Genomic DNA, 20,841 nt, shown 5'->3' on the forward strand with positions numbered 1-20,841 from the left:
CATCTCGAGAAACAGCGCGTAGGGGCTGGCGAAGGTGAACTTGACCGTCGTCTCGTCGACCTTGGTCGCCGTGCCCGGCTTGTTGTCGATGACGATCGGCGAGGGGGCGGACTTATAGAGTTCGGTGTTCTTGGCGCAGTCCTCGATCGAGAAGACGATGTCATCTGCGGTGAAGGGCTTGCCGTCAGACCATTTCATGCCCTTGCGCAGGTAGAAGGTGAACTCGGTCGAGTCCGCGTTGACCTCCCATTTGTCGGCGACGTTCGGCAGGACCTCGGTGAAAGCAAGGTTCCAGCGCACCAAGCCCTGGTTGCCGACCATGCGCAGAATTCCGTTATGGTCGGAGGAGCCGCGCAGGCCGCGCCGGAGCGAGCCGCCGTAGCGGCCGACCTTGTCGACCTTGATTACCAGCGGGTTGGCAGAGACGCGCTCGGCCAGCGGCGGCAGCTTGCCCTCCGAGGCCAGCTTTGCGAGGGCCGGCGCCTCCTTGGCGGTTTGGGCGAAGGCGGCGTGGGGCAGCGTCGAGAGCGCGGTGGCGCCGGCAAGCCCTTTCAGCATATCGCGGCGGTCGAGTCCGCGGCGCCGGTGTGGTCCTCTTTGCGTATCCCTGCTCATGCCATCCTCCCGGATTGAGATATTGCCGGCCTGTTGGCCGTGTAGCTGAGGGTCGAGGCGTGGTGGCGCGGCCACCTGTTCACGTCATGCCAGTCCGATCCGCACTTTCGCCGAGATGGTTGCGCCGGGGTCGAGCACGCGCATCCCAGTTCCAGAATGTCCCGCTGCCGCGAGATTGAAGGCATCAGCGACATGGCTGACCGGCTCCAGGCAGAGATAGCTGCCGCCGGCCGGGACATGGAAGACGAGGTGGTCGAGAGGAGCGCTGGCCTGGATGAGGATCCGTGTGCCGTCCCGGCGATGTATTGAGGCGCCCCCGTCCCAGCCAGAATAATAGGCCGTGGTTGCCTCGCCGCCATGAGGCGAATCGTAGTGCCGGTCGCGGCCAGTGAGCGAGTGGAGCTGCTGGCCGCAGCCATCGGCGTCCTGATCCCAAAGGGCTTCGCAGTTGAACGTGATGCGGTCGCCCTGGGACACGGCGAAATAGGGGTGAATGCCCAAGCCGACCGGCATCGGCGAGACCGCATGGCTCTCGACGTAGATCTCGTGGGTCAGGCCCGAGGGATCGAGCGCCATGCGCTGGACGGCCTCGAACGCCCAGGGCCATCCCGCCAGATCATCTTGAGGCTCGAAGCGATAGTGCAGCTCGATCTCCGCGCTCGCGTGCCGCATCACGGTCCAGGGCCGCGTCTGGCTGAAGCCGTGCAGTGCGTGCGGAGCCGCGGCCGGGTGCGGCACGAGCGCGACCCGGGTTTCGCCGAAGCGGAAGGCGGCATCGCGGACGCGATTGGAAAAGGGCACGAGCGGGTAGCTGCCCGCCTTCGGCCAATATGCGCGATCGAATCCGGCAGCGGGCATTGGCACCAGAACGTCGCTGCGCAGGCCGTTGGGTCCCTCGCGCCAGAGGGACGCTATGCGCCCACCGTCCAACGGCCGCACCGCCGCTCTCATCGGTCCCGCCGCGAGAGGGTAGACAGACGGCGAGGTCTCCGCAGAACGGAACTGTGCCGCCGTTGCGTCCGCCATTGTCACGTTTCGTCCCCAATACCTGTCGGGATGTCCCCGATCTTAAAGGGAAGGCTAGGATTGGTGCGACGCACTGTCAACGAGCATTCTTACTATGTATAAAAGTATCGACCATTTCGCAGCTGCAGCATGGAAGTTTCTTACATCGTGATACTGAGCCATTGCAGGCGCTTGTACGTCTGCGTAAGCTGAGGCCCGCCGCATCAGCCCGGTTCGACAGGCCCGCCCCCGTTTCATGCGCAATCATGCCACCAGCCTCGAGCAGGATATCGTGCCGGACGAAGAGGGGCGGCGCGGCGAATCTCTCATCGAGGTGCGAGGCACCAGGCTCGTCGGCAAGGCGCTGAACCTGCTCGACCTGATCGCCTCTGCGCCTGGCGAGCACCGCGCGCAGACCCTGGCCGATGAGTTGGGCCTTCCACGCAGCACTGTCTATCGCATCATCAATACGCTGCAGCAGCGTGGGCTGGTGCGCGTCGACGCCAGCGGGCAGGGATATTTCCCGGGCTTCAAGTTTCTCGAATACGCTCAGGCTGTCTGGCCGATCCCGGATCTGCCGATGCTCGCCATGACGGAACTCCGCTGGCTTCACGAGCTCAGCGGTGAAACCGTCTATTTCGCCGCGCCCGGCGGCGCAGACATGATCATCATCCAGAAGATCCTAAGCCTTTATCCGATCAGCACGGGCGCGCCATTGGGGAGCCTGCGGCCGCTTTACTGCTCGGGAATGGGCAAGGCGCACCTGGCGGCGCTGGCGCCGGACGAGCGGGAGGCCCTGATTGGCCGCATGAGCTTCGAGCGCGTCACGGATCGGACGATCACGGACCCGGCCCAGCTTCGCTCGCAGCTCGATGTGTTCCAACTGCGCGGCTATGCCATCGACGACGAAGAGTTCATGGAGGGTATTCGCTGCGTCAGCGCCTCCGTGCCCGGCGAGAGCGGCGTGCCGCTCGGTGCATTCACCGTGTCGGGCCCCTGTTATCGGATGACGCTGGAGCGGGTTAATCAGCTCGGACCTGAGGTCGCGGCCGCGGCCAGGCGCCTTGGCGAGGTCGTGAAGCGGCACGGAGGTATGCGCCCACGAGCCCGGCCCGATATTGCGCAGGTGCCACTGGCCTACAATGGGCGCTCATTCCTGGGAAAGTCGCCGAGTTGGGACGGGGCGACGAACTCGCTGCTTTGGTTGGACGCACTGGCGCCCGCCATCATGCGCTCTCGCGTCGAGGAACCTGCGGCGCCACCCCGGTCCGAGGTGATGGCCCAATTCACCTCGCCGGTGCTGGCCCTGAGCTCGATCGGCGAGGGGCGTTGGTTCGTGGCGACGGAAAAGGGCGCGATGACCGTCGACCGGGCCGCGCGCCTGACCGATCTGAGCCCGGCGCTTTCGCTGGAATTGCTTCCCCGCATCACCTGCGCTTGCCACGGGCCGGACGGACAAATCTGGCTCGGGGTTGGGGAAACGCCGAGTCCGCAAAGCCGCCCCGGGCTCTATCGCCTGATTGACGGGACCCCCGTACTTGAAGTGGAACTGCCGGCCACACCCACAGACATGCTGATCGACGCGCCTGGGCGCCATCTCTACGTCGCGCTCAGGGAGGCCGGCGATATCATCCGCTTCCCGATCAGGACGGGCAACAGACTCGGGAGCCTGGGGCTGGTCGCACGCGTCGATGCCCTGCACGGGCGCCCCATGGCCCTGACCCTGGAAGAGCCGGATTACCTGTGGGTCGCGCTATGGGACGGCTGGAGCCTGGCACGCCTGCAGCGCGACGGTTCCGACATGCGGCTTTTATCCTTGCCTGTGCCGCGTCCGACCGGGCTGACCTTCGGTGGGAGGCGCGGGGACTTGCTTTACGTTACAAGCGGCCGGATCGGATTGACACCGCAGCAGATTGCCGAGGCTCCGGCATCCGGGAGCGTCTTTGCCCTCGACGGGCGGCTTCGAGCCGCCTTGCTGCGCTGAGCCGGAGAAGCATCGGAGCACCCACCTCGTTTCAAAAAAAGAGCCGGGAGAAGACGCATGGAACTGCAAGAGCCGACCGTCGTTCGTAACCTGCTGATCACGGGCGGCGCCGGCAATATTGGGCGAAAACTGCGCCAGGAACTCGGCAGCCGCTTCGCCCGCATCCGCATTCTAGACACTGTCGCCCCGGCGAGCCTCGCGACCAACGAGGAAACCGTGCAGGTCGATATCGCCGACATCGGCGCCGTCGAGCGGGCGATGATGGGCATGGACGGGGTGATCCACATGGCGGGCGTCGTGCGCGAAGCGCCGTTCGAGTCCATTCTGCAGACAAATGTCGTCGGCACCTGGAACGTCTATGAAGCGGCACGACGTCAAGGCGTAGGCCGCGTCGTATTTGGCTCGAGCAACCACGCCGTCGGCTTCTATCCCAGGCATCAGCGCATCGACGAGACGGTCCTGCCGCGACCAGACGGACGCTACGGGCTCAGCAAGTGCTGGGGGGAGGCAGTGGGCGCGCTCTATGCCGACAAGTACGGTATCCGCAGCATGCATGTGCGGATCGGCAATGCCGCCGACATTCCCGCCAGCGCCCGTACGCTCAAGATCTGGATCAGTGGGCGCGATCTTGCCCAGCTCTGCCTGATCGGGCTGGAGCATCCCGACATCCACAACACTATTGTCTACGGTGTCTCCGACAATGCCGGCGGATGGTACGACAATGCGGTCGCATATGGGCTGGGCTACCGGCCCAAGGACCGTGCCGACGACTATGCCGAGGAGGCCATGGCTGGGGAAGCCGAGCTGACCCATGAGCCGCCTGCGCTGTATTTTCAAGGTGGCGGCTTCTGCTCGCTTGAATATGCCGGTGCACCGGTTCCTCCACCCGCAGCGGGTGTCTGAGACGCCGCGCCCGTTTGACCGCGATCATTCCAACTCCCCCCGTGCAGCCGAGGCCCCCGATGCGCATCACCGATGTCCGTGTCACTCCGATCGCCTTCCGCGACCCGCCGCTCCTCAACGTCAACGGCGTGCACGAACCCTGGGCCCTGCGCAGCATCATCGAGGTCGAAACCTCGGAGGGCCATGTCGGGCTCGGGGAGAGCTATGGCGATCTGGAGACGCTGGCCAATCTCGACAAGGCGAAGGCGGGGCTAATCGGTCTCGACCCGTTCGACCTGAATGGCTTGACGCAGGTCGTCTATGCTGCGGTGGGCGATAACCCCGACCCCGGCCAAACCTTTGCACCCGCAGGCGACAAGGCCCGCGCCTCGGCGCTCTCCGCCTTCGAGGTCGCCTTCCTCGATCTGCAGGGCCAACTCACCGGCCGGCCGCTCTACGACCTGCTCGGCGGCAAGCTGCGTGACCGCGTGCCCTACAGCGCCTATCTGTTCTACAAGTTCGAACGGCACAAGGATGATCCCGGCTATCCTGCCGATGATTGGGGCGAGGCGCTCAGCCATGAACAAATGGTCGAGCAGGCGCGCCGGATGGTGGCGGAATTCGGCTTCGGCTCAATCAAGCTCAAGGCCGGCGTGTTCGAACCCGATTTCGAGATCGAGACGCTCCGGCACCTGCGCAAGGCGTTTCCGGACCACCCGCTGCGGATCGACCCCAATGGCGGCTGGTCGGTCGAGACGACGCGGCGGGTGATGCCGCAGTTGGTCGGGCTGCTCGAATATCTCGAAGACCCGACAAGGACGCTCACCGAGATGGGGCAGGTCGCGACGTTCGCGCCGATGCCGCTCGCCACCAACATGGTCACGATCGCCTTCGGGCATATTCCCGAAACGATACGCCTGAATGCCGTTCAGGTCGTTCTGTCCGACCACCATTATTGGGGTGGCCTGCGCGCCACCCAGCATCTGGCCCATCTCGGCCGTGTCTTCGGCTTCGGGATCTCGATGCACTCGAATTCTCATATGGGCATCAGCCTGGCAGCGATGACTCATGTCGGCGCTACGATCCCCAACCTCGCCTATGCTTGCGACACACACTACCCGTGGCAGGTCGAGGAGGTGATTGAGGGCGGCAAGCTCCAGATCGAGAACGGCTCGCTTGCGCCGCCGGATGGACCCGGGCTCGGCGTGCGGCTGGACCGTACGGCGTTGAAGCGCCTACACCAGCAGTATCTCGATTGCGGCATTCGAGTGCGCGACGACACCAAGGAGATGCGCAAATACCAGCTGGACTTCAATTCGGCGCGCCCGCGTTTTTGAAGTGGCTCTCGGGTTCCCACGGGCGCTGAAGCCCGCAAGAGGCTTTGAATTACTGCGAGGCTTGGAGTGATCAGAGGAGTTGGAGCGAGCCTGCGGCTGTTTTACCGCGCTCGGTCTTCAAATCGAACGCTACCTTCTGCCCTTCTATCAGAGTCATCATGCCAGCCTCTTTCACGGCCGCGATATGTACAAACACGTCCTTGCCGCCATCCGAAGGCTGAATGAACCCGAAACCCTTCTCAGTATTGARCCATTTCACGTTTCCGGTCGCCATAGTCGCATCCCCCGACGATTGCATCTTTTGAGCCGCCGGATGCGCGTATCCGAAGACCCGCCGGGAAGGAATTGCCCGAAAACCAAGGTTGTCGAGGCCAAACATGAAGCATGACGGCTGGCGATTACCGTCGGTCCAACAACTCAACTGTGAGTTGCTGTCGAATGACGATGTAACGCCAATATAAATCTCCGCCAATCGCGTATCGATAACACGCTGCCTCGCTGCGACCTTTCGCAAAGGCAATTGACATGCCGGAGCCCGAGAAAGTGTTGAGGCCGAGCTTGTCGTGCTGCGCGGCGTCGCGCACGGCATCGGCGATCTTCTGCGCCCCGCGATACGAACGGTGTAGGCAGCGCCGCAACCAACCGCTGGCCTGCCATTGACTCAGATTCAGTTTCGCCAATCTGCAACCGATCACTGGCAGAGAACTCGGCAAGGTGGTTGGCATGGAGATGAGCCGCGACACCGATGCGAGTCGCTGAAGCGCGCCCGGCGTCAGCTCAGCCGGGCCAAGCTGCCCGCGCGACCGAGACAAGCTATCCGCGTAGACAGCAGAGAATCGGCCTTAGGAAACCATTTGGAGGGATGGCTCGGCATTGTTCAACATGTAGCCGCGTCCCCAAACCGTCTCGATGTAGTTCGCTCCGCCCGATGCATCTGCGATTTTCCGTCTCACCTTGCAGATGAAGACGTCCACGATCTTGAGCTCGGGCTCGTCCATCCCACCGTAAAGGTGATTGAGGATCATTTCCTTTGACAGGGTGAACCCACGGCGGCTCGCCAAGAACGCAACGATCTCATATTCCTTGCCAGTCAAACGAACGGGCTTCCCGGCGACGTCAACCGTTTTTGAATCCAGATCGATGCAGAGGTCTCCGACCCGGACCGTGCGGTTTTCGGTCCCGTTGCAGCGACGCTCCAAAGTCCGCAGGCGTGCAAGAAATTCGTCTCGGTGGAATGGCTTTGTCAGGTAGTCGTCCGCCCCTGCAATCAGCGAACGGACCTTCTGTTGAACCTCATTGATACCCGAGAGGATCATCAGAGGAGTGTTGATGGATGATGCTCGGAGTTTCGTGAGCACCTGAATTCCTGGCATGTCTGGTAAACCAAGATCCAGAATTATCAGGTCAAACGGCGCCGCCTGAGCGAGGGCGAAGCCATCGGCTCCATAGGCTGTCTTGGTGACTTCGATGTTCTCCAGCTTGAGAAACATCTCGATGCTCTGCGCGATCGATGCGTCGTCCTCAATTAATAAAACGCGCATGGTAAACTCCGATTCGCAGCGGATAATTTGGCGAGGATGGCCGAAGTATGGTTAATAATTCAAGATTTTTTCGAGGGTATTTTCAAAATCCGTGGCGTATTCGCGAAAATCTGCAGGTATTCGTGGAGGGCTTGGATCAGTTGGCGCGCTGAGGGCACGCTTTGAAATCGGCGATTAGCTCCGCCAGCTCCGTCAAGCGACGCAGTTCCAGGCCGTTATCTGAAGCCTCGGCGCGGATTGCAAAAATCGCTTCGCCAGTAGCCCGAACCAACGGAGCGAATTCGGGCATCATAAAACTTATTAGCATCGTCTTGAGCGTCTCTTCTGTGTCGCCGTAGCGACTGAGATACAGCTGAACACCCTCAGTGGTCTCTTCTATTGAGGCGCCGAGCAGTTGCCCATAGGCATCCGCAGCTGCCCAAATAGCAGCGTGGAATGCCAATTTGTTCTCGACCATGCGGTCAGCGCCGCCACCAAGTTTGGCGCTAATCGAAGCTGCCGTGGTGATCATGTCGAGGAAGTCTTCCAGGCGAGTAGCGACCATGCCTGGCTTCGAAGTTCGCAGCTTTCGGGAGAACATGTTGAACACAGGTACTTCTGTCGCAGACGGCTACGAAACGCATAGATTCTGCAGCTTCGCTAACACACCGCCGCGAATTGCCGCTTGTTCTTTGTAGTCATTGATTTGTTATTGCGAGCCAATTGCTACAAAAAGGCGATAATGGCACACCAAAACCCGCTGAGCGAAGCAGTAATTCAGAGGTCAAACTCAAGGTTAAAGCAACCTGAGAGGTGTCGGCTAAATCCGCTCCCAACGCTTAGATAACCGTCAGAAAAAGTGATTGATGCTGACGCTTTGCAAAAGGTGAGGGGTGCTTTACGCTTTGTTGGGTTGTCACAATAAAGCGATAGGAACAAAAATGGCGAATGGAACGGTCAAGTGGTACAACGAAACCAAAGGTTATGGATTCATCGCTCCAGACACAGGTGGTAAAGACGTCTTCGTCCATGCGACTGCCTTGGAGCGCGCTGGTCTTCGGGGTTTAGCTGAAGGTCAGAAGGTCACCTATGATTTGGAGGCCGACCGTCGCAGTGGCAAAGAGTCTGCGGCTAACCTTAAAGTTTGAAAATTAAAAGCCGCCCGATGTTTTCCGCCGAGCGGCTTTTGATTGATGGCACATTCCGATTTCGACTGCTGTCAGGCAGCCCGTGAGCGCTTCCGCCTTTGCTGACCAAGCCCCATCTTCTTGGCAAGTTGCGATCGAGCCTCGGCGTACCTGCGAAGCATCTGGACCGGCGACAGGGATAACCGTAGACAACGGTAATCCCTGATGGAAATGCCGTCGATCGAGAGATCGACACCGAAGCGTGACGATCCAGAAGATTTCGTTCAGGCACCTGCGGCATCGAACGCGCTCACCGCGGACCCGGGGGGAGTATCGTCCGAAGTTCCAAAGGTGCGCCGGCGCTACGGGAATAGCGGGGCTCTGCCTGCGGGGGAGCGTTGGAAGCGGCGGCTACCGCCTATCTTGCGACAGACTAAGTCTGTCACTTGAATGGATCTTGGTCAGCGTCACGAGCAACTCCGGGGCATCCCAGGCAGTTCACAGCCAACGTCGCCGTTTTCTTACAGGCAAATTCCAACTCAACGATCTTATCGTGGGCGTCCGCCACCGCCGCCGAGCGGCCAAGGAGACGCGAAGTGGCAGGCCACCAGATGCCCTTCGCCGACCGGTCGCGCCTCTGGCACCTCCGTCCTGCAGCGGGGTTCGGCAATCGGGCAGCGCGGATGGAAGCGACATCCCTTGGGGATCGCGGCGGGACTCGGTGGATCGCCCGGCAGCAGGATCCGGTCCCGGACTTTTGCCGGGTGCGAAATCGGCACGGCCGAGAGGAGGGCGTGGCTATAGGGGTGCTGGGGGGCCGAGAAGAAGGTGCTCTTCGGCGCGATCTCGACGATCTGCCCTAGATACATCACGGCTACGCGGCTCGCCATGTGCTTTACGCTCGCCATGTCATGCGAGATGAAGAGATAGGCGGTGCCTTGCTCGTCCTGGAGATCCTGCAGCAGGTTGATGACCTGCGAACGCACGGAGACGTCGAGAGCGGAGACCGGTTCATCGGCGACGATGAGCTTCGGCCGCATCGCGAAGGCGCGGATGATGCCCAGGCGCTGGCGTTGCCCGCCGGAAAACTGGCGGGGCCATTGGCCGATATGGCGGGCACTGAGGCCGACGGCTTCAAGCAATCGCACCGCAGCGCTGGTTCGCTCGCCCCGCTGCGAAACGAGGCCATGCACTGCCAGCGGCTCCGTCACGATCGATCCCGCCCGCATGCGCGGGTCCAGTGACGAGAACGGATCCTGGAAGATGAATTGCAAATCGCGGCGGATGGCCTTCATGCGGGGCTGCGACAAGCCGGCGATGTCCTGCCCCTCGAACAGGATGCGCCCGCCGGTAGGATCGGTCAGGCGTAGGACAAGCCGCGCCAGCGTGGATTTTCCGCAGCCGGATTCGCCCACAAGGGCCAGCGTCTCGCCGGGATGGAGATCAAGGGACACCCCGTCGACGGCCCGAATGCCGCCAGGAGCCCGGCCGAAGGTCTTCTGCAAGTCCTCGAGCCGCAGGAGAGGTTCGCTCATGGTGCCGCGCCCGCGCTCATCGCTGCCGCTTGTGGCGTCTCCTGCGGCTGGTTCTGCCGCGCCCAGCACGCGGCGAGGTGACCATCCTCGATTTGCTCCAGCGGCGGCACCAATCTGGCACAGGGGGCGAAACATTCGGGACAGCGCGGGTGAAAGGCGCAACCCAACGGCATCTCGGTCAGATGTGGCACAGCTCCGCCAACCGTAGGCAGCCGCCGCATGGACTGCGTCTCCAGCGAAGGCGTCGCGGCCAGCAGACCGATGGAGTAGGGGTGGCTGGGGGCATCGAACAGGCGAAGGGCCGTCGCCTCCTCGACGACCCGGCCGCCATACATGACGGCGACCCGGTCGGTCAGTTCGGCCACCACGCCGAAATCATGGGTGATGATGACCACGGCAAGATTCAGTTCCTGGCGCAGCCGTCGCAGCAGGTCGAGCACTTGCGCCTGGATGGTGACGTCCAGCGCGGTCGTCGGCTCGTCGGCGATCAGGACCTGCGGATCGCAGGAGAGTGCCATCGCGATCATGACGCGCTGGCGCATGCCACCGGACAATTCGTGCGGATAGGCGGCGGCGCGCTTGTCGGGCGCAGGAATGCCGACGAGGCTCAGAAGCTCGATGCTGCGGGCGCGTGCAACTGCGCGGGAGAGACCGAGATGCCGCCGCAGCGGCCCGCCGATCTGCTCGCCCACGGTCATGATCGGGTTGAGCGCCGTCATCGGCTCCTGGAAGATCATGCCGATGCGGCGACCGCGGATCGCATCGAGTGACTGGCGCGGCAGGGTCAGGAGATCCTGCCCATCGAACATGACGCGGCCGGCCGTGACGGTGGCGGCTTCCGGCAGCAGGCCAAGCGCTGCCAGCGCGGTCAGGCTTTTGCCGGAGCCGGATTCACCGACGAGGCCGAGGCACTCGCCAGCGTGCAGATCGAGATCGACGCCGCGGAGCGCCTGAACCGGGCCGTTTTTCGCGCCGAAGGAGACCTGGAGGTCGCGGATGGAGAGCAGCGGCGTCATCGCCCGGTCACCCGGTCGGGATCGAGGCGGTCGCGCAAGCGGTCTCCGAGGATGTTGAAGGCCAGGACCGTCAGCGTGATCGCGAGCCCCGCAAATATGGCCGGTAGTGGCGAGCCGAAGATGTCGGCAACACCCTCGCGCACCATGTTCCCCCATGACGGGGCCGGAGCCTGGGCACCGAGCCCGATAAAGCTGAGCGATGCCTCGAGGCGGATCGCCGAGCCGATCCAGATCGTCAGCATGACGATGAGGGGGCCAGCGATGTTGGGCAGGACATGCATTCCAATGGTGCCGAACTTGCCGCGCCCCATGGCGATCGATGCGTCGACATAGGCCTCCCGCTTGACCGACAGAGCCGAGGCCCGCGAGAGGCGGATGAATGACGGTACGAGTGCTGCCGCGATGGCGATCGACAGGTTCTGCACGCCGGGGCCGAGCAAGGCGACGATCAGCACGCCGAGCAGAAGCGGATCGAACGACATCATCATGTCGGTGAGGCGGGTGACGATCGCCTCGGCCCAGCCGCCGAAGAAGGCCGACGCCGTGCCCAGGCTGATGCCGACAAGGGCGGCCAGCATCGGCGCGGCCACCCCGATCGTAATCGACAGGCGCGCTCCCTCGATCAGGCGAGAGAAGATATCGCGGCCATATTCGTCGGCACCCAGCCAATGCACGGCGGAGAGACCCTGATCGGCCGCGGCGAAGTCCTGCAGCAGCGGGTCATGCGTCTGGAGCCAGGGGGCGAACACGACGACGACCAGGAGCAGGAGCAGGATGGCGGCGGCGATGGCCAGGAAGACGCGATCGAGCATGTCAGGCTCCCTTCACGCGGGGGTCGATGACCACGTAGAGCAGGTCGGTTGCAAGGTTCACCAGCACGACGAGGACCGAGAGAAGCACGAGGCCTCCCTGGATCAGGCTATAGTCGCGGGCGGTCACCGCGCCGACGAGCAGTTGCCCGACGCCCGGCCGGTTGAAGACGAGTTCGATCGCAATGGTGCCGCCGAGCGTGGCGACGATCATGAGTGAGAGCTGCGTCGTGATCGGGATCAGCGCGTTGCGCACGATGTGCTTCCAGACCACGACCCGCTCCGGCGTGCCGAGCGCGCGAGCCGTGCGGACATAGTCGCGGCCCGAGACGTCGAGGACGGCCGTGCGGGTGAGGCGCATCAGGCCGCAGCCCTTCAGCAGTCCGAGCGTCATCGCGGGAAGGACGAGGTAGCGCAGGTCGAAGGGCGTGTCGCCACCGCCGAGCAGCGGAAACCAGCCGAGCTTCAGCCCGAACACGATGAGCAGGATGAGGCCGAGATAGAAATCCGGAAGGGCCGAGCCGAACAGCGAGACGAGCCGGCTCGAATGATCGACGCCGCCACTCGGGCGCATCGCCGAGGCGACGCCCACGGGCACGCCGATCAGGATGCCGACCACGGTCGAGGCGAGCGTCAGCATGATCGTATAGGGCAGGTGCCGCAGCATCGTCGCGGTGACGTCGACCCCGTTGACGAGCGAGCGGCCGAGATCGAGATGCAGGAGCCCCCAGAGGAAGCGGCCATATTGGACGAGGAGCGGCTGGTCGAGCCCGAGTGTCCTGCGGACATTCTCGATCGTCTGGGCATTGGCGCGGTCGCCGAGCATGGCGATGACGGGATCGCCCGGCAGGAGCCGCATGGCGAAGAAGACGAAGGAGAAGACCAGGAAGGCGGTCAGAATTGCATCGGCCAGTCGCTTGAGAACGAACCGCCCCATCGTCTCGCAAACCTTTCAGGGCATGGCCGGCGGCATGAAGCCACCGGCGCCTGGCGCTCGATCATCTGACCGAATGTCGTATCCGCCCAGTGATCCAACCTCTTGTGTTTGCATCGGCTGTCCCGAAAACCGCTCTCCAGGTTTCAGGCCGATGCCCTAGCGGGCTACGCGCCGCGCCGTGGCGTATTCGTATTGGCCAAAGCCGCTGAGCGGCTTGTAGCCGAGGTCGACATGGCCCTGGATCGCGCTGACCAGGGGTTGGGTCTGCAGCGGCAGCACCGGCATGTCGCGCAGGATCTGGAGTTGGGCCTCCTTGAGCAGCGCCAGCTGCCGGTCGACATCGGTCGACCCGACGGCCTCGTCGACGAGCTTGTCAACGCTGCCGCCGATCTCGCCGTAATGCGAGAAATTGCGCAACGATGCCGGCTTGCCGACCGCCGCGGCCGAATGCAGGAACTCGTTGATCACGGCGGGCGCCGTCGGCGCGATCGCCGTCGACAGCATGTCGATCGTGCCTTCGTCCTTTCGGATGGCGGCGTGATAGCTCGCATGGTCCATGATCTTGAGCTTCACGTCGATGCCGACCTTGCGCAGCATGTCCTGCACCATCAGCATGTTCTGCTTGTAGTCGGAGCGCTCGCTCGACAAGGCCTCGATGCTGAAGCCGTTGGGGTGGCCGGCCTCCGCCAGCAGGGCCTTGGCCTTGATCGGATCGTAATCGTAGCGAAGCTCGGCGGGGATATCGGCTGTCTTCAGGGCGCCGTAGAACTCTTCCGGGACGATCGTGGGCAGCGGGCCGTGGACCACGCCGAACACAGATTTCCAGACCTTGCGATCGACTGCATAGGCGATGGCCTGGCGCACGCGCACGTCGTCGAGCGGCTTGATCTTCATGTTGAAGTGGAGGAATTGCAGGCTCCCGGGCTGCATGATGCTGATCTGGGCATCGCTCCGGGCCTTCTGGATCTGATCAACCCAACGCGGTTCGCGCGGGCCGCTGGTCTGGTCGATCTCCTTGCCGATGAAAGCGATTGTCGCGGCATTGTCGGCCGGGATGTAGCGGAAGCGCAGGGTCGCGGTCGGCGGTGCGCCGCGGAAATAATCCTTGTTCGACTTGAGGACGATCGATTCCTGCGGCCGGTACTCGGCGAATTCGAACGGCCCGCTGCCGATCGGCGCGCGGCCGAATTCGGCTCCAAGCTTTTCGACGGCTTTGCGCGGCACGATGTAGCGGCCGAAACCGGGCGTCAGGGCCGAGGCGTGAAAGAACGCGTTCGGTGCCTTGAGGACGAAACGGACCGTCAGCGGATCGACGACCTCGATTGTGTCAATGTCCTTGAAGCTGGCGCCGTGCACGCCGCCGAGCTTGGGGTCGAGTTGGCGTTCATAGGAGAACTTCACGTCATCGGCAGAGACCTCGCCATAGCCCTGGTGCCATTTCACGCCGGGCTTGAGATAGAAGGTCCAGACCTTCTTGTCGGGCGACACCTCCCATCGTTCCGCGAGCTCCGGCTGAAGCGCCGCCAGCTCGATGTCCATGGTGCCGCGCTTGGTATTGACCAGCGAGTTGAAGACCTGGAGCACGATCGTCTCGTCGTCGCCCGTCTTGGTCAGGGCTGGATCGATCGAACCGAGGTCGCGGGCCTGGAGCCGCAGCGTCAGCGTGTCGGTCGCGCCCTGCGCGAAGGCTGCGCCGTTGTGCGACACGGCACTGAGGCCGGCCATGCTCAGGGCGCTCGCGACGACTGAGCGTCGTGTGATGCGTGTCATGATTTCCTCCTGTGGGAATGGCGGGCTCTTTCGGCCGCGCTCATTCGAAGACGCTGTGGCTGACCTTGTGCTTCTCGATGAAATCCCAGTCATAGTTGACGCCGAGGCCTGGACCGTCGGGCACGACGAAGCAGCCGTCTGAGGCGACCGCGTCGAGCTTGTCGGAATATCCGTCGGTATAGAACGTGCCGACAGCCTGGCCGCGCGACGGCCCGACCATGGCCAATTCATAGAAGTTCGTGTTTCGGATGGCGGCCATGGCGTGGCGATGTGCCGGACCATTGCCGTGGAGCTCGACATCGAGGCCCAGCGCCTCGGCGAAATGGGCGATCTTCATCGTGCCGGTGATGCCGATATCGAGATCGGGATCGGCCCGCACGAAGTCGGTGCCGTCGGCGAGAGTGAGTGTCGCCATGGCTTCCAGCCCACGCACGTGCTCGCCAAGCAGGATCGGCGTCTTGATCAGTTCGCGCAGGCGACGATGGGCGTGGGCAGCAAGCCCGCCGTCACTATAGGGATCCTCGTACCAGAAGAAGCCGGCCTCATCGCAGGCACGGCCACAGGCGAGGGCGTCGGCGAAGGTCTTCAGGTGACAGGCTGAATCGTGCATCAGCTTCATGCGCCCGCCGACACGCCGACCGAGAAGCCGGATCGCGGCGGCATCACGCCGCCAACCGCCATCGGTCCAGCCGTGCATCTTGAAGGCGCGATACCCCAGGCCGTGGCATTCCTCGGCGAATTCGGCGAAGGCCTCGGGCGTGGCCAGACCACCGCCATCGCCACCAAACCAGGTCGATGCGTAAGCCGGCAGGCGCTTGCCGCGATGGCCGCCGAGCAGATCGCTGACCGAATGGCCGGTGCGCTTGCCGGCGAGGTCCCAGAGGGCGTTGTCGATCTGGCAGCCGCCGATCCGGTCTTCCTTGCGCAACCAGCGGCGAATGTCTTCGTAGATCGTCTCACGGGCATAGCAGTCCCGCCCGATGATCCATTTGGCGATGAAATGGGTCTGCGGGGCGGTGTCCGTACGCCCGCCGACATATTCGCCGCGCGCGCCGTCCTGGGTTTCGATGCGGACCGCGATGCGTTTGCGTGTCGTTCGCACGCCTGGCATGTCGATGCCGCTCGGGCTGACATCGAAGGCGACGTTCTCCATGTCCTGCGCGAACAGAATGACGTCGATCCGGCGGATCCGCGTGGCCGCCGAGCCGAGGACGTCGCGGGCGGCGCTTGCCGTGTCTTCTACGCTCAGCATGGCGCCCTCACTCGATCACGACATGCGATTTGGCATTGCGGGTGATGTAGTCCCAGTCGTAGCTMACCCCCAGACCGGGCCCTCCGGGCACCGGAAAGCATCCATCAGCACCGACGCTGTCGAGATCGTCGGAATAGCCGCAGGTGTAGACCGGCGCATTGAAATTGCCTCGGGACGGCCCGACCATCGACAGTTCGTAGAAATTGGTGTTGCGGATCGCCGCCATGCAGTGCCGGTGGGCGGGTCCTGGCGCATGCAACTCGACATCGAGGCCGAGCGCCTCGGCAAAATGCGCGATCTTCATCGTTCCGGTGATACCGATGTCGAAATCGGGGTCGGCGCGCACGAAATCGGTGCCGTCGGCGATTGTCAGCGTCGCCATGGATTCCAACCCCCGCACATGCTCTCCGAGCAGGAGAGGCGTCTTCAGCATCTCGCGCAGCCGCCGGTGGGCGTGGGCGGCAAGACCACCGTCGCTATAGGGATCCTCGTACCAGAAGAAATTGGCGTCATCGCAGGCCCGGCCGACTTCGAGCGCGTCGGCAAAGCTGCGCAGATGGCAGGCAGCGTCATGCATCAGCGCCATCCTGTCGCCGATGCGCTGGCCAAGCAGACGCACGGCCGCGGCATCGCGCGTCGGGCTGCCGTCGGTCCAGCCATGCATTTTGAATCCGCGGTAGCCGAGCTCGTAACATTCCTCGGCGAAGTCGGCGAAGGCTTCGGGGGTCGTGAGGCCGCCACCCTCGCCGCCGAACCAGGTCGAGGCGTAGGCGGGGAGGCGGGTCTTGCCGCCGCCGAGCATTTGGCTGACCGACAGGCCCAGTCGATGGCCGGCCAGATCCCACATCGCGATGTCGATCACGCCAGCGCCCATGCGGTCTTCCTTGCGGAGCTGGCGGCGGACACGCTCATAGGCCCGTTCGCGGGCGAAGACGTCGAGGCCGAGCACAGCGCGGGCGCAGGCCGCGGCCTGGGCCAGCGAGTTCGCCTGGCCGCCGACATAGGCGCCCCGCGCGCCGTCCCGCGTTTCCATTCGCACTGCGAGGCGAGTGCGCGCGGACTTCGCGCCGGTCACGTCGATGCCGCCGGGTCCGACTCCGACCATCGGATAACTGAATATCCAAATTTCGACACGGACGATTTCGCTCGCGCGAGGACCTGGTTCGGCTCCGTCTTGCGTCTTGTCCAGTAGCCGCACGTCCATGGTGCTCGCTTCCAATCCCTTGGCACGGCCGGTTGTGACCCAGGGTCCGGGTCGCGAGGCCCAGGCTGGCTGGACATCTTCGGCTTCGTCGGATTATATAATATCTATAACTTCGCAGAAGGCGGCGAATGTCAAGACGTCCGAATGAGGCTGATTGCGTCGCACGGGTTGCATCAACCCGCATTGCGTTTCACGAACGGGCGGCGATCGGGCGGGCGGTGGAATCGACGATGAGAGCGCCGAGATGACGGACGCACCGGCCCCCGCCAGCCGAATCGTGCCCTTCATGCAGGCGACGACGTATCAGCGGCTGCGCGAGGCCATCCGCGCCGACATCGTTGCCGGGACCTTTGCGCCGTCTGAACATTTGAAAATGGCGGCGCTGGTGCAGCGCTACGGGACGAGCCCCGCGCCGATCCGCGAGGCGCTTGGGCAGCTCGAAGGCGAGGGCTGGATCGAGATTCTACCGAACCGGGGCGCGCGGGTTCGTTCGATCGAACGGGCCTTCATCCGCGAATTATTCGAGATCCGCCTTGCTCTTGAACCGCCTCTGGCCGGCTACAGCGCGGCGGTTGCAACCGTTAGCGACATCAACGCACTCTGGGCTATCCATAAGGATTATGCCGCCGCGATCGGCCAGGGCAATTCGGCGGCGATCTCCTCGACCAATGGCGCTTTCCACACCAGCATCCTGTCGATCCGCCCGAACCGATCCGCGCTGGTTCTGCTCGATCAGCACAATGCATTCGTTGGAGCGACGCGACGCCGCTTCGGCTTCCCCGACCACCGCCTTGCCGCAATGGTGCCCGAGCACGAGGCGATCATCGAGGCCTGCGCGCGCAACGATGCGACTGCCGTGCGTCGGCTGATGCGTGCGCATATTCAACGCTCGATCGACGAGTTGATCCCGCGGCTGCCGGGCAACGACCCGGATCATCTCGAGAGTTGAACAGTTCTGACAGGTGCGAGCGGTGGCTTTTACTATCAACCGAGCGTGCTGAGTGGGGTTCCGGTGGATGCAGCCATTTGAAATGACGAACCTTCGGTCGCACTGCGCCGATCTCTACGTTCTCAGCCAAGTAGAAGGCGATCCGCCTGGCCAACGACACCGAGAACGGGCCGATTTTAATGTCTGCACACGCGACCTCTCCGACGGGTTGCGGGGCGCGGGCAAACTGGAAAGCGTCATGGGCGGCACCGATCGACGGCTTAGGGTGGATCTATCGGCTCCGTTCGACGCTACCAAGCAGAGTGGGTTCGCGCGACGCCATCCTCGTATTCAGTGAGACTAAATAGGTCGCAGTGAGCTGATGAGCGCCCTGCGATAATCAGGTGGGTCTAACGTACCAAGGGGGGGCATAATGAAGATTGCCAAGGTAGAGACGTTCCAGGTTGATTGGGGTGCGTCTGCAAAGGGGGCGCGAAGCGCGTTCGTCCGGATCGAGACTGAGGATGGTCAATACGGCCTGGGTGAAGCCTCGCCCATGCAAGGCGGCCTGGCTTCGCTAGTCATCATCGCCAACGACATGGCGCCGGCCCTGATCGGGAAGGATGCTCTCGATCATGCCATCCTGCTGGACACTTTGTTCCACAAGTGCATCAAACTTGGGCCGGAAGGGGCCACAACGGCCGCGCTCGCAGCGCTCGACATCGCGCTCTGGGATCTCAAAGGAAAGCTGCTCGGCCAGCCTGTCTACAAGCTACTCGGCGGGGCCTGGCGCACGGCTCTACCCTGCTATGCCTCCGTTGGGGGCAATGCCTGGCGCACGGTTGATCAGGTTGTCGAAGTCGTCATGCGGCGGGTGGAGAAGGAGCGGCCCGCGGCGGTGAAGATCCGCTGGGACGGCGACCGGACCAGGCAGGACGTCGATATTCCCGGCGACATTGCCAAGGCCAAGGCTGTCCGCAAGGCGCTGGGCGATCAGTTCGTGCTCGGGTTCGACGCTAATAACGGCTATTCGGTCGGCGGCGCGATGCGGGTCGGCCGGGCGCTCGAAGACCTTGGCTACACGTGGTTCGAAGAGCCCGTGCAGCACTACCATGTCGCTGCCATGGGCGAGGTCGCCCAGCGCCTCGACATCACCGTTTCCGCCGGCGAGCAGACCTATACGCTTCAGGGGCTCAAGGACCTGATCAATGCCGGCGTGCGCATGGTGCAGCCTGACATCGTCAAGATGGGAGGCATCACCGGGCTGATGCAATGCGCCGCCGTCGCCTATGCTCACGGCGTCGAGCTCGTCCCGCACCAGACCCAGCCTTCCGTCGGCCACCTCGCCAATATTCATGTGCTGTCGACCATCATGCATCTCAGCAAACCGGTCGAATTGGCGGATAACTGGGAGCGGGCCGGATCGCTCTTCAAGAAGAACCCGTCCGAGCCCATCGATGGCCGCTTCGAATTGCCGACGGCCCCGGGGCTCGGAATGGAATTCGACGAGGCCGAGATGAAAAAGCGGAGCATTCCCATCAGCGCCTGACGTCAGAACAAGGCAAAAAGGGAGGAAAAAATAATGAAACTAACCAGAAGAACGTTTCTCGGTCACGCCTCGACGATTGCAGCGGCTGCGGCGCTGGGGGCTCCCATCGCTCATGCAAAGGACGAGGCGATCTCGATCGCCCTGGCGGCGCGTTCGCCCACGAGCATCAATCCGCAGCAGCCCGGGATGACCGGGGGCGACAACTGGGCGATTCACCAGGTGTTCGATACCCTCGTGAAATCAGATGAAGGGACGTTTGCAATCCGGCCCGAGGACTTCCGCCCCAGTCTCGCCGAGAGCTGGGAAAGCTCGGAGGATGCCAAGACGTGGACATACAAGCTGCGCCGAGGGGTGAAGTTCCACAAGGGCTACGGTGAAATGACGGCTGACGATGTCGTCTTCACCTTCGCCCGGCATCTTGATCCGAAGATCGTGACCAACCAGAAGCCGCTCTACTCCAATGTCGAGGCGGTCAAGGCGCTCGATCCCCACACCGTCCAGTTTACCCTCAAACGGCCCGATCCGCTGTTCAACGGCAGCGTCGTGACCACCCTCGCGGCCTCGATCCTCTGCCGGAAGGCCTTCGAGGAGAAGGGCAAGGACTTCGCCATGAGTCCGGTCGGGACGGGCCCATACCAGGTGGAAAGCGTCAGCCCCAGCGACGGGATCCAACTGGCTGCCTTCCCAGATCACTTCGCTGGACCGGCGGTTACCAAGACGATCCATGTCCGCTTCATTGCCGACACGACGGCGCGAACCCTCGCCTTCGCCTCAGGCCAGGTCGACATGATCGAAGGCGTCCGCTCTCCCGGCTGGCTCCCATCGATGCGCCAGCGCTCGGCCAGCACGATCTTCGACGCCACGGCGCCCGGCAGCTTCAACCTGCTCCACCTGAACCTGACGCGGCCGCCGCTGAACGATATCCGCGTGCGGCAGGCGATCCGCTACGCCATCAACAGCGACCAGATCGCAACGGCATTTGCCGGTCTTGCGGTCCCGATGGTCGGGGTCATCGCTCCGCAATTCGCCGGAGCGGTCAAGAAAGCGGATTTGCCGCCCGAGCTGCAATACAACTACGATCCCAAGAAAGCCAAGGCGCTGCTGGCAGAGGCGGGGCACCCGAACGGCGTGACCATTCCCTGCTTCACCAGCCAGCGTGAGGATTATGCGGCGATCATGCTGATGCTCCAGGAGCAGCTGCGCGCCGTCGGCATCAACCTCGATCTCAAGATCATCGACCATGCGACCATGCATTCCGAGAACCGAAAGGAYCGGAATTCGATCGCCCTGTACTCGTCCAGCTACCCGCCGGTGCCGACGCAGCCCTTCCTGCAGCTGCTGTCGGCCGAAGCGGACGTCAAGGCCGATGGC

General features: G+C 63.2%; 20 protein-coding genes. 7 read left to right on the top strand and 13 right to left on the bottom strand.

The window, feature by feature from the left end:
- Positions 1-615 (bottom strand): ABC transporter substrate-binding protein (locus tag AC1DRP_RS28185; protein ID WP_476770171.1); only part of this gene is annotated, 615 nt, incomplete at its 3' end.
- An 84-nt stretch (positions 616-699) separates the two neighbouring features.
- Complete coding sequence (locus AC1DRP_RS28190) at positions 700-1,554, bottom strand: aldose 1-epimerase (RefSeq protein ID WP_476770172.1); 855 nt, start codon at positions 1,552-1,554, stop codon at positions 700-702.
- 322 nt (positions 1,555-1,876) lie between these two features.
- Between AC1DRP_RS28190 and AC1DRP_RS28195 the strand changes: the two genes are divergently transcribed.
- The 3 genes from AC1DRP_RS28195 to AC1DRP_RS28205 are packed head-to-tail and all read left to right on the top strand — an operon-like array spanning position 1,877 to position 5,823.
- Entirely contained in the window at positions 1,877-3,604 is a 1,728-nt protein-coding gene (locus tag AC1DRP_RS28195; protein ID WP_476770173.1) for an IclR family transcriptional regulator domain-containing protein, read from the top strand.
- 57 nt (positions 3,605-3,661) lie between these two features.
- On the top strand, positions 3,662-4,507 hold the full coding sequence (locus AC1DRP_RS28200) for an NAD-dependent epimerase/dehydratase family protein (RefSeq protein ID WP_476770174.1): 846 nt from the start codon (positions 3,662-3,664) through the stop codon (positions 4,505-4,507).
- Positions 4,508-4,566: 59 nt separating this feature from the next.
- On the top strand, positions 4,567-5,823 hold the full coding sequence (locus AC1DRP_RS28205; RefSeq protein ID WP_476770175.1) for a glucarate dehydratase family protein: 1,257 nt from the start codon (positions 4,567-4,569) through the stop codon (positions 5,821-5,823).
- 70 nt (positions 5,824-5,893) lie between these two features.
- On the opposite strand, the gene AC1DRP_RS28210 is transcribed toward AC1DRP_RS28205, so the two are convergent.
- The 4 genes from AC1DRP_RS28210 to AC1DRP_RS28225 form a co-directional block, all read right to left on the bottom strand.
- Positions 5,894-6,097 (bottom strand): cold-shock protein, encoded by a 204-nt coding sequence (locus AC1DRP_RS28210; protein ID WP_476770182.1) that lies wholly within the window; start codon positions 6,095-6,097, stop codon positions 5,894-5,896.
- Between the two features lie 124 nt (positions 6,098-6,221).
- Entirely contained in the window at positions 6,222-6,548 is a 327-nt protein-coding gene (locus tag AC1DRP_RS28215) for a hypothetical protein (protein ID WP_476770176.1), read from the bottom strand.
- 117 nt (positions 6,549-6,665) lie between these two features.
- Entirely contained in the window at positions 6,666-7,364 is a 699-nt protein-coding gene (locus tag AC1DRP_RS28220; protein ID WP_441480548.1) for a response regulator transcription factor, read from the bottom strand.
- A gap of 136 nt (positions 7,365-7,500) precedes the next feature.
- A complete protein-coding gene (locus tag AC1DRP_RS28225; RefSeq protein WP_476770177.1) occupies positions 7,501-7,908 on the bottom strand; it encodes a hypothetical protein in 408 nt (135 codons plus the stop codon).
- A 376-nt stretch (positions 7,909-8,284) separates the two neighbouring features.
- Between AC1DRP_RS28225 and AC1DRP_RS28230 the strand changes: the two genes are divergently transcribed.
- A complete protein-coding gene (locus AC1DRP_RS28230) occupies positions 8,285-8,491 on the top strand; it encodes a cold-shock protein (RefSeq protein ID WP_441480550.1) in 207 nt (68 codons plus the stop codon).
- 527 nt (positions 8,492-9,018) lie between these two features.
- Here the strand turns inward: AC1DRP_RS28230 and AC1DRP_RS28235 are convergent.
- The 7 genes from AC1DRP_RS28235 to AC1DRP_RS28265 all read right to left on the bottom strand — a co-directional run bounded on the left by AC1DRP_RS28235 (position 9,019) and on the right by AC1DRP_RS28265 (position 16,894).
- A complete protein-coding gene (locus tag AC1DRP_RS28235; RefSeq protein ID WP_441480551.1) occupies positions 9,019-10,005 on the bottom strand; it encodes an ABC transporter ATP-binding protein in 987 nt (328 codons plus the stop codon).
- Positions 10,002-11,021, bottom strand: coding sequence for an ABC transporter ATP-binding protein (locus AC1DRP_RS28240; RefSeq protein WP_441480552.1), 1,020 nt, complete (start codon positions 11,019-11,021; stop codon positions 10,002-10,004). Before AC1DRP_RS28240 ends, AC1DRP_RS28235 begins: the two co-directional genes overlap by 4 nt.
- Complete coding sequence (locus AC1DRP_RS28245; RefSeq protein WP_441480553.1) at positions 11,018-11,833, bottom strand: ABC transporter permease; 816 nt, start codon at positions 11,831-11,833, stop codon at positions 11,018-11,020. The genes AC1DRP_RS28240 and AC1DRP_RS28245 overlap by 4 nt, the downstream gene beginning before the upstream one ends.
- A gap of 1 nt (position 11,834) precedes the next feature.
- Positions 11,835-12,767, bottom strand: coding sequence for an ABC transporter permease (locus tag AC1DRP_RS28250; RefSeq protein ID WP_441492639.1), 933 nt, complete (start codon positions 12,765-12,767; stop codon positions 11,835-11,837).
- 156 nt (positions 12,768-12,923) lie between these two features.
- Entirely contained in the window at positions 12,924-14,537 is a 1,614-nt protein-coding gene (locus tag AC1DRP_RS28255; RefSeq protein WP_476770178.1) for an ABC transporter substrate-binding protein, read from the bottom strand.
- 40 nt (positions 14,538-14,577) lie between these two features.
- On the bottom strand, positions 14,578-15,789 hold the full coding sequence (locus AC1DRP_RS28260; RefSeq protein ID WP_476770179.1) for an enolase C-terminal domain-like protein: 1,212 nt from the start codon (positions 15,787-15,789) through the stop codon (positions 14,578-14,580).
- Positions 15,790-15,796: 7 nt separating this feature from the next.
- The gene (locus AC1DRP_RS28265) at positions 15,797-16,894 is read right to left on the bottom strand and encodes an enolase C-terminal domain-like protein (RefSeq protein ID WP_441480557.1); all 1,098 of its coding nucleotides are present in this window, start codon (positions 16,892-16,894) and stop codon (positions 15,797-15,799) included.
- 343 nt (positions 16,895-17,237) lie between these two features.
- On the opposite strand from AC1DRP_RS28265, the gene AC1DRP_RS28270 reads away from it, so the two are divergent.
- From AC1DRP_RS28270 to AC1DRP_RS28280, 3 genes are all read left to right on the top strand, one after another.
- Positions 17,238-17,942, top strand: a complete 705-nt coding sequence (locus tag AC1DRP_RS28270) for a GntR family transcriptional regulator (protein WP_441492642.1) — start codon at positions 17,238-17,240, stop codon at positions 17,940-17,942.
- A gap of 412 nt (positions 17,943-18,354) precedes the next feature.
- Positions 18,355-19,470, top strand: a complete 1,116-nt coding sequence (locus tag AC1DRP_RS28275) for a mandelate racemase/muconate lactonizing enzyme family protein (RefSeq protein ID WP_476770180.1) — start codon at positions 18,355-18,357, stop codon at positions 19,468-19,470.
- A 33-nt stretch (positions 19,471-19,503) separates the two neighbouring features.
- Positions 19,504-20,841, top strand: a 1,338-nt coding sequence (locus AC1DRP_RS28280; RefSeq protein ID WP_476770181.1) for an ABC transporter substrate-binding protein, incomplete at its 3' end; no start/stop codon positions are given.

It is taken from the genome of Allobosea sp. 01N443, from assembly GCF_056399325.1.

Bases quoted from the DNA above. Each gene is read 5' to 3' on its own strand.
- AC1DRP_RS28195 (WP_476770173.1), top strand. From the start codon at position 1,877: ATGCGCAATCATGCCACCAGCCTCGAGCAGGATATCGTGCCGGACGAA.
- AC1DRP_RS28200 (WP_476770174.1), top strand. From the start codon at position 3,662: ATGGAACTGCAAGAGCCGACCGTCGTTCGTAACCTGCTGATCACGGGC.
- AC1DRP_RS28205 (WP_476770175.1), top strand. From the start codon at position 4,567: ATGCGCATCACCGATGTCCGTGTCACTCCGATCGCCTTCCGCGACCCG.
- AC1DRP_RS28215 (WP_476770176.1), bottom strand. From the start codon at position 6,548: ATGCCAACCACCTTGCCGAGTTCTCTGCCAGTGATCGGTTGCAGATTG.
- AC1DRP_RS28220 (WP_441480548.1), bottom strand. From the start codon at position 7,364: ATGCGCGTTTTATTAATTGAGGACGACGCATCGATCGCGCAGAGCATC.
- AC1DRP_RS28225 (WP_476770177.1), bottom strand. From the start codon at position 7,908: ATGGTCGCTACTCGCCTGGAAGACTTCCTCGACATGATCACCACGGCA.
- AC1DRP_RS28230 (WP_441480550.1), top strand. From the start codon at position 8,285: ATGGCGAATGGAACGGTCAAGTGGTACAACGAAACCAAAGGTTATGGA.
- AC1DRP_RS28235 (WP_441480551.1), bottom strand. From the start codon at position 10,005: ATGAGCGAACCTCTCCTGCGGCTCGAGGACTTGCAGAAGACCTTCGGC.
- AC1DRP_RS28240 (WP_441480552.1), bottom strand. From the start codon at position 11,021: ATGACGCCGCTGCTCTCCATCCGCGACCTCCAGGTCTCCTTCGGCGCG.
- AC1DRP_RS28245 (WP_441480553.1), bottom strand. From the start codon at position 11,833: ATGCTCGATCGCGTCTTCCTGGCCATCGCCGCCGCCATCCTGCTCCTG.
- AC1DRP_RS28250 (WP_441492639.1), bottom strand. From the start codon at position 12,767: ATGGGGCGGTTCGTTCTCAAGCGACTGGCCGATGCAATTCTGACCGCC.
- AC1DRP_RS28255 (WP_476770178.1), bottom strand. From the start codon at position 14,537: ATGACACGCATCACACGACGCTCAGTCGTCGCGAGCGCCCTGAGCATG.
- AC1DRP_RS28260 (WP_476770179.1), bottom strand. From the start codon at position 15,789: ATGCTGAGCGTAGAAGACACGGCAAGCGCCGCCCGCGACGTCCTCGGC.
- AC1DRP_RS28270 (WP_441492642.1), top strand. From the start codon at position 17,238: ATGACGGACGCACCGGCCCCCGCCAGCCGAATCGTGCCCTTCATGCAG.
- AC1DRP_RS28275 (WP_476770180.1), top strand. From the start codon at position 18,355: ATGAAGATTGCCAAGGTAGAGACGTTCCAGGTTGATTGGGGTGCGTCT.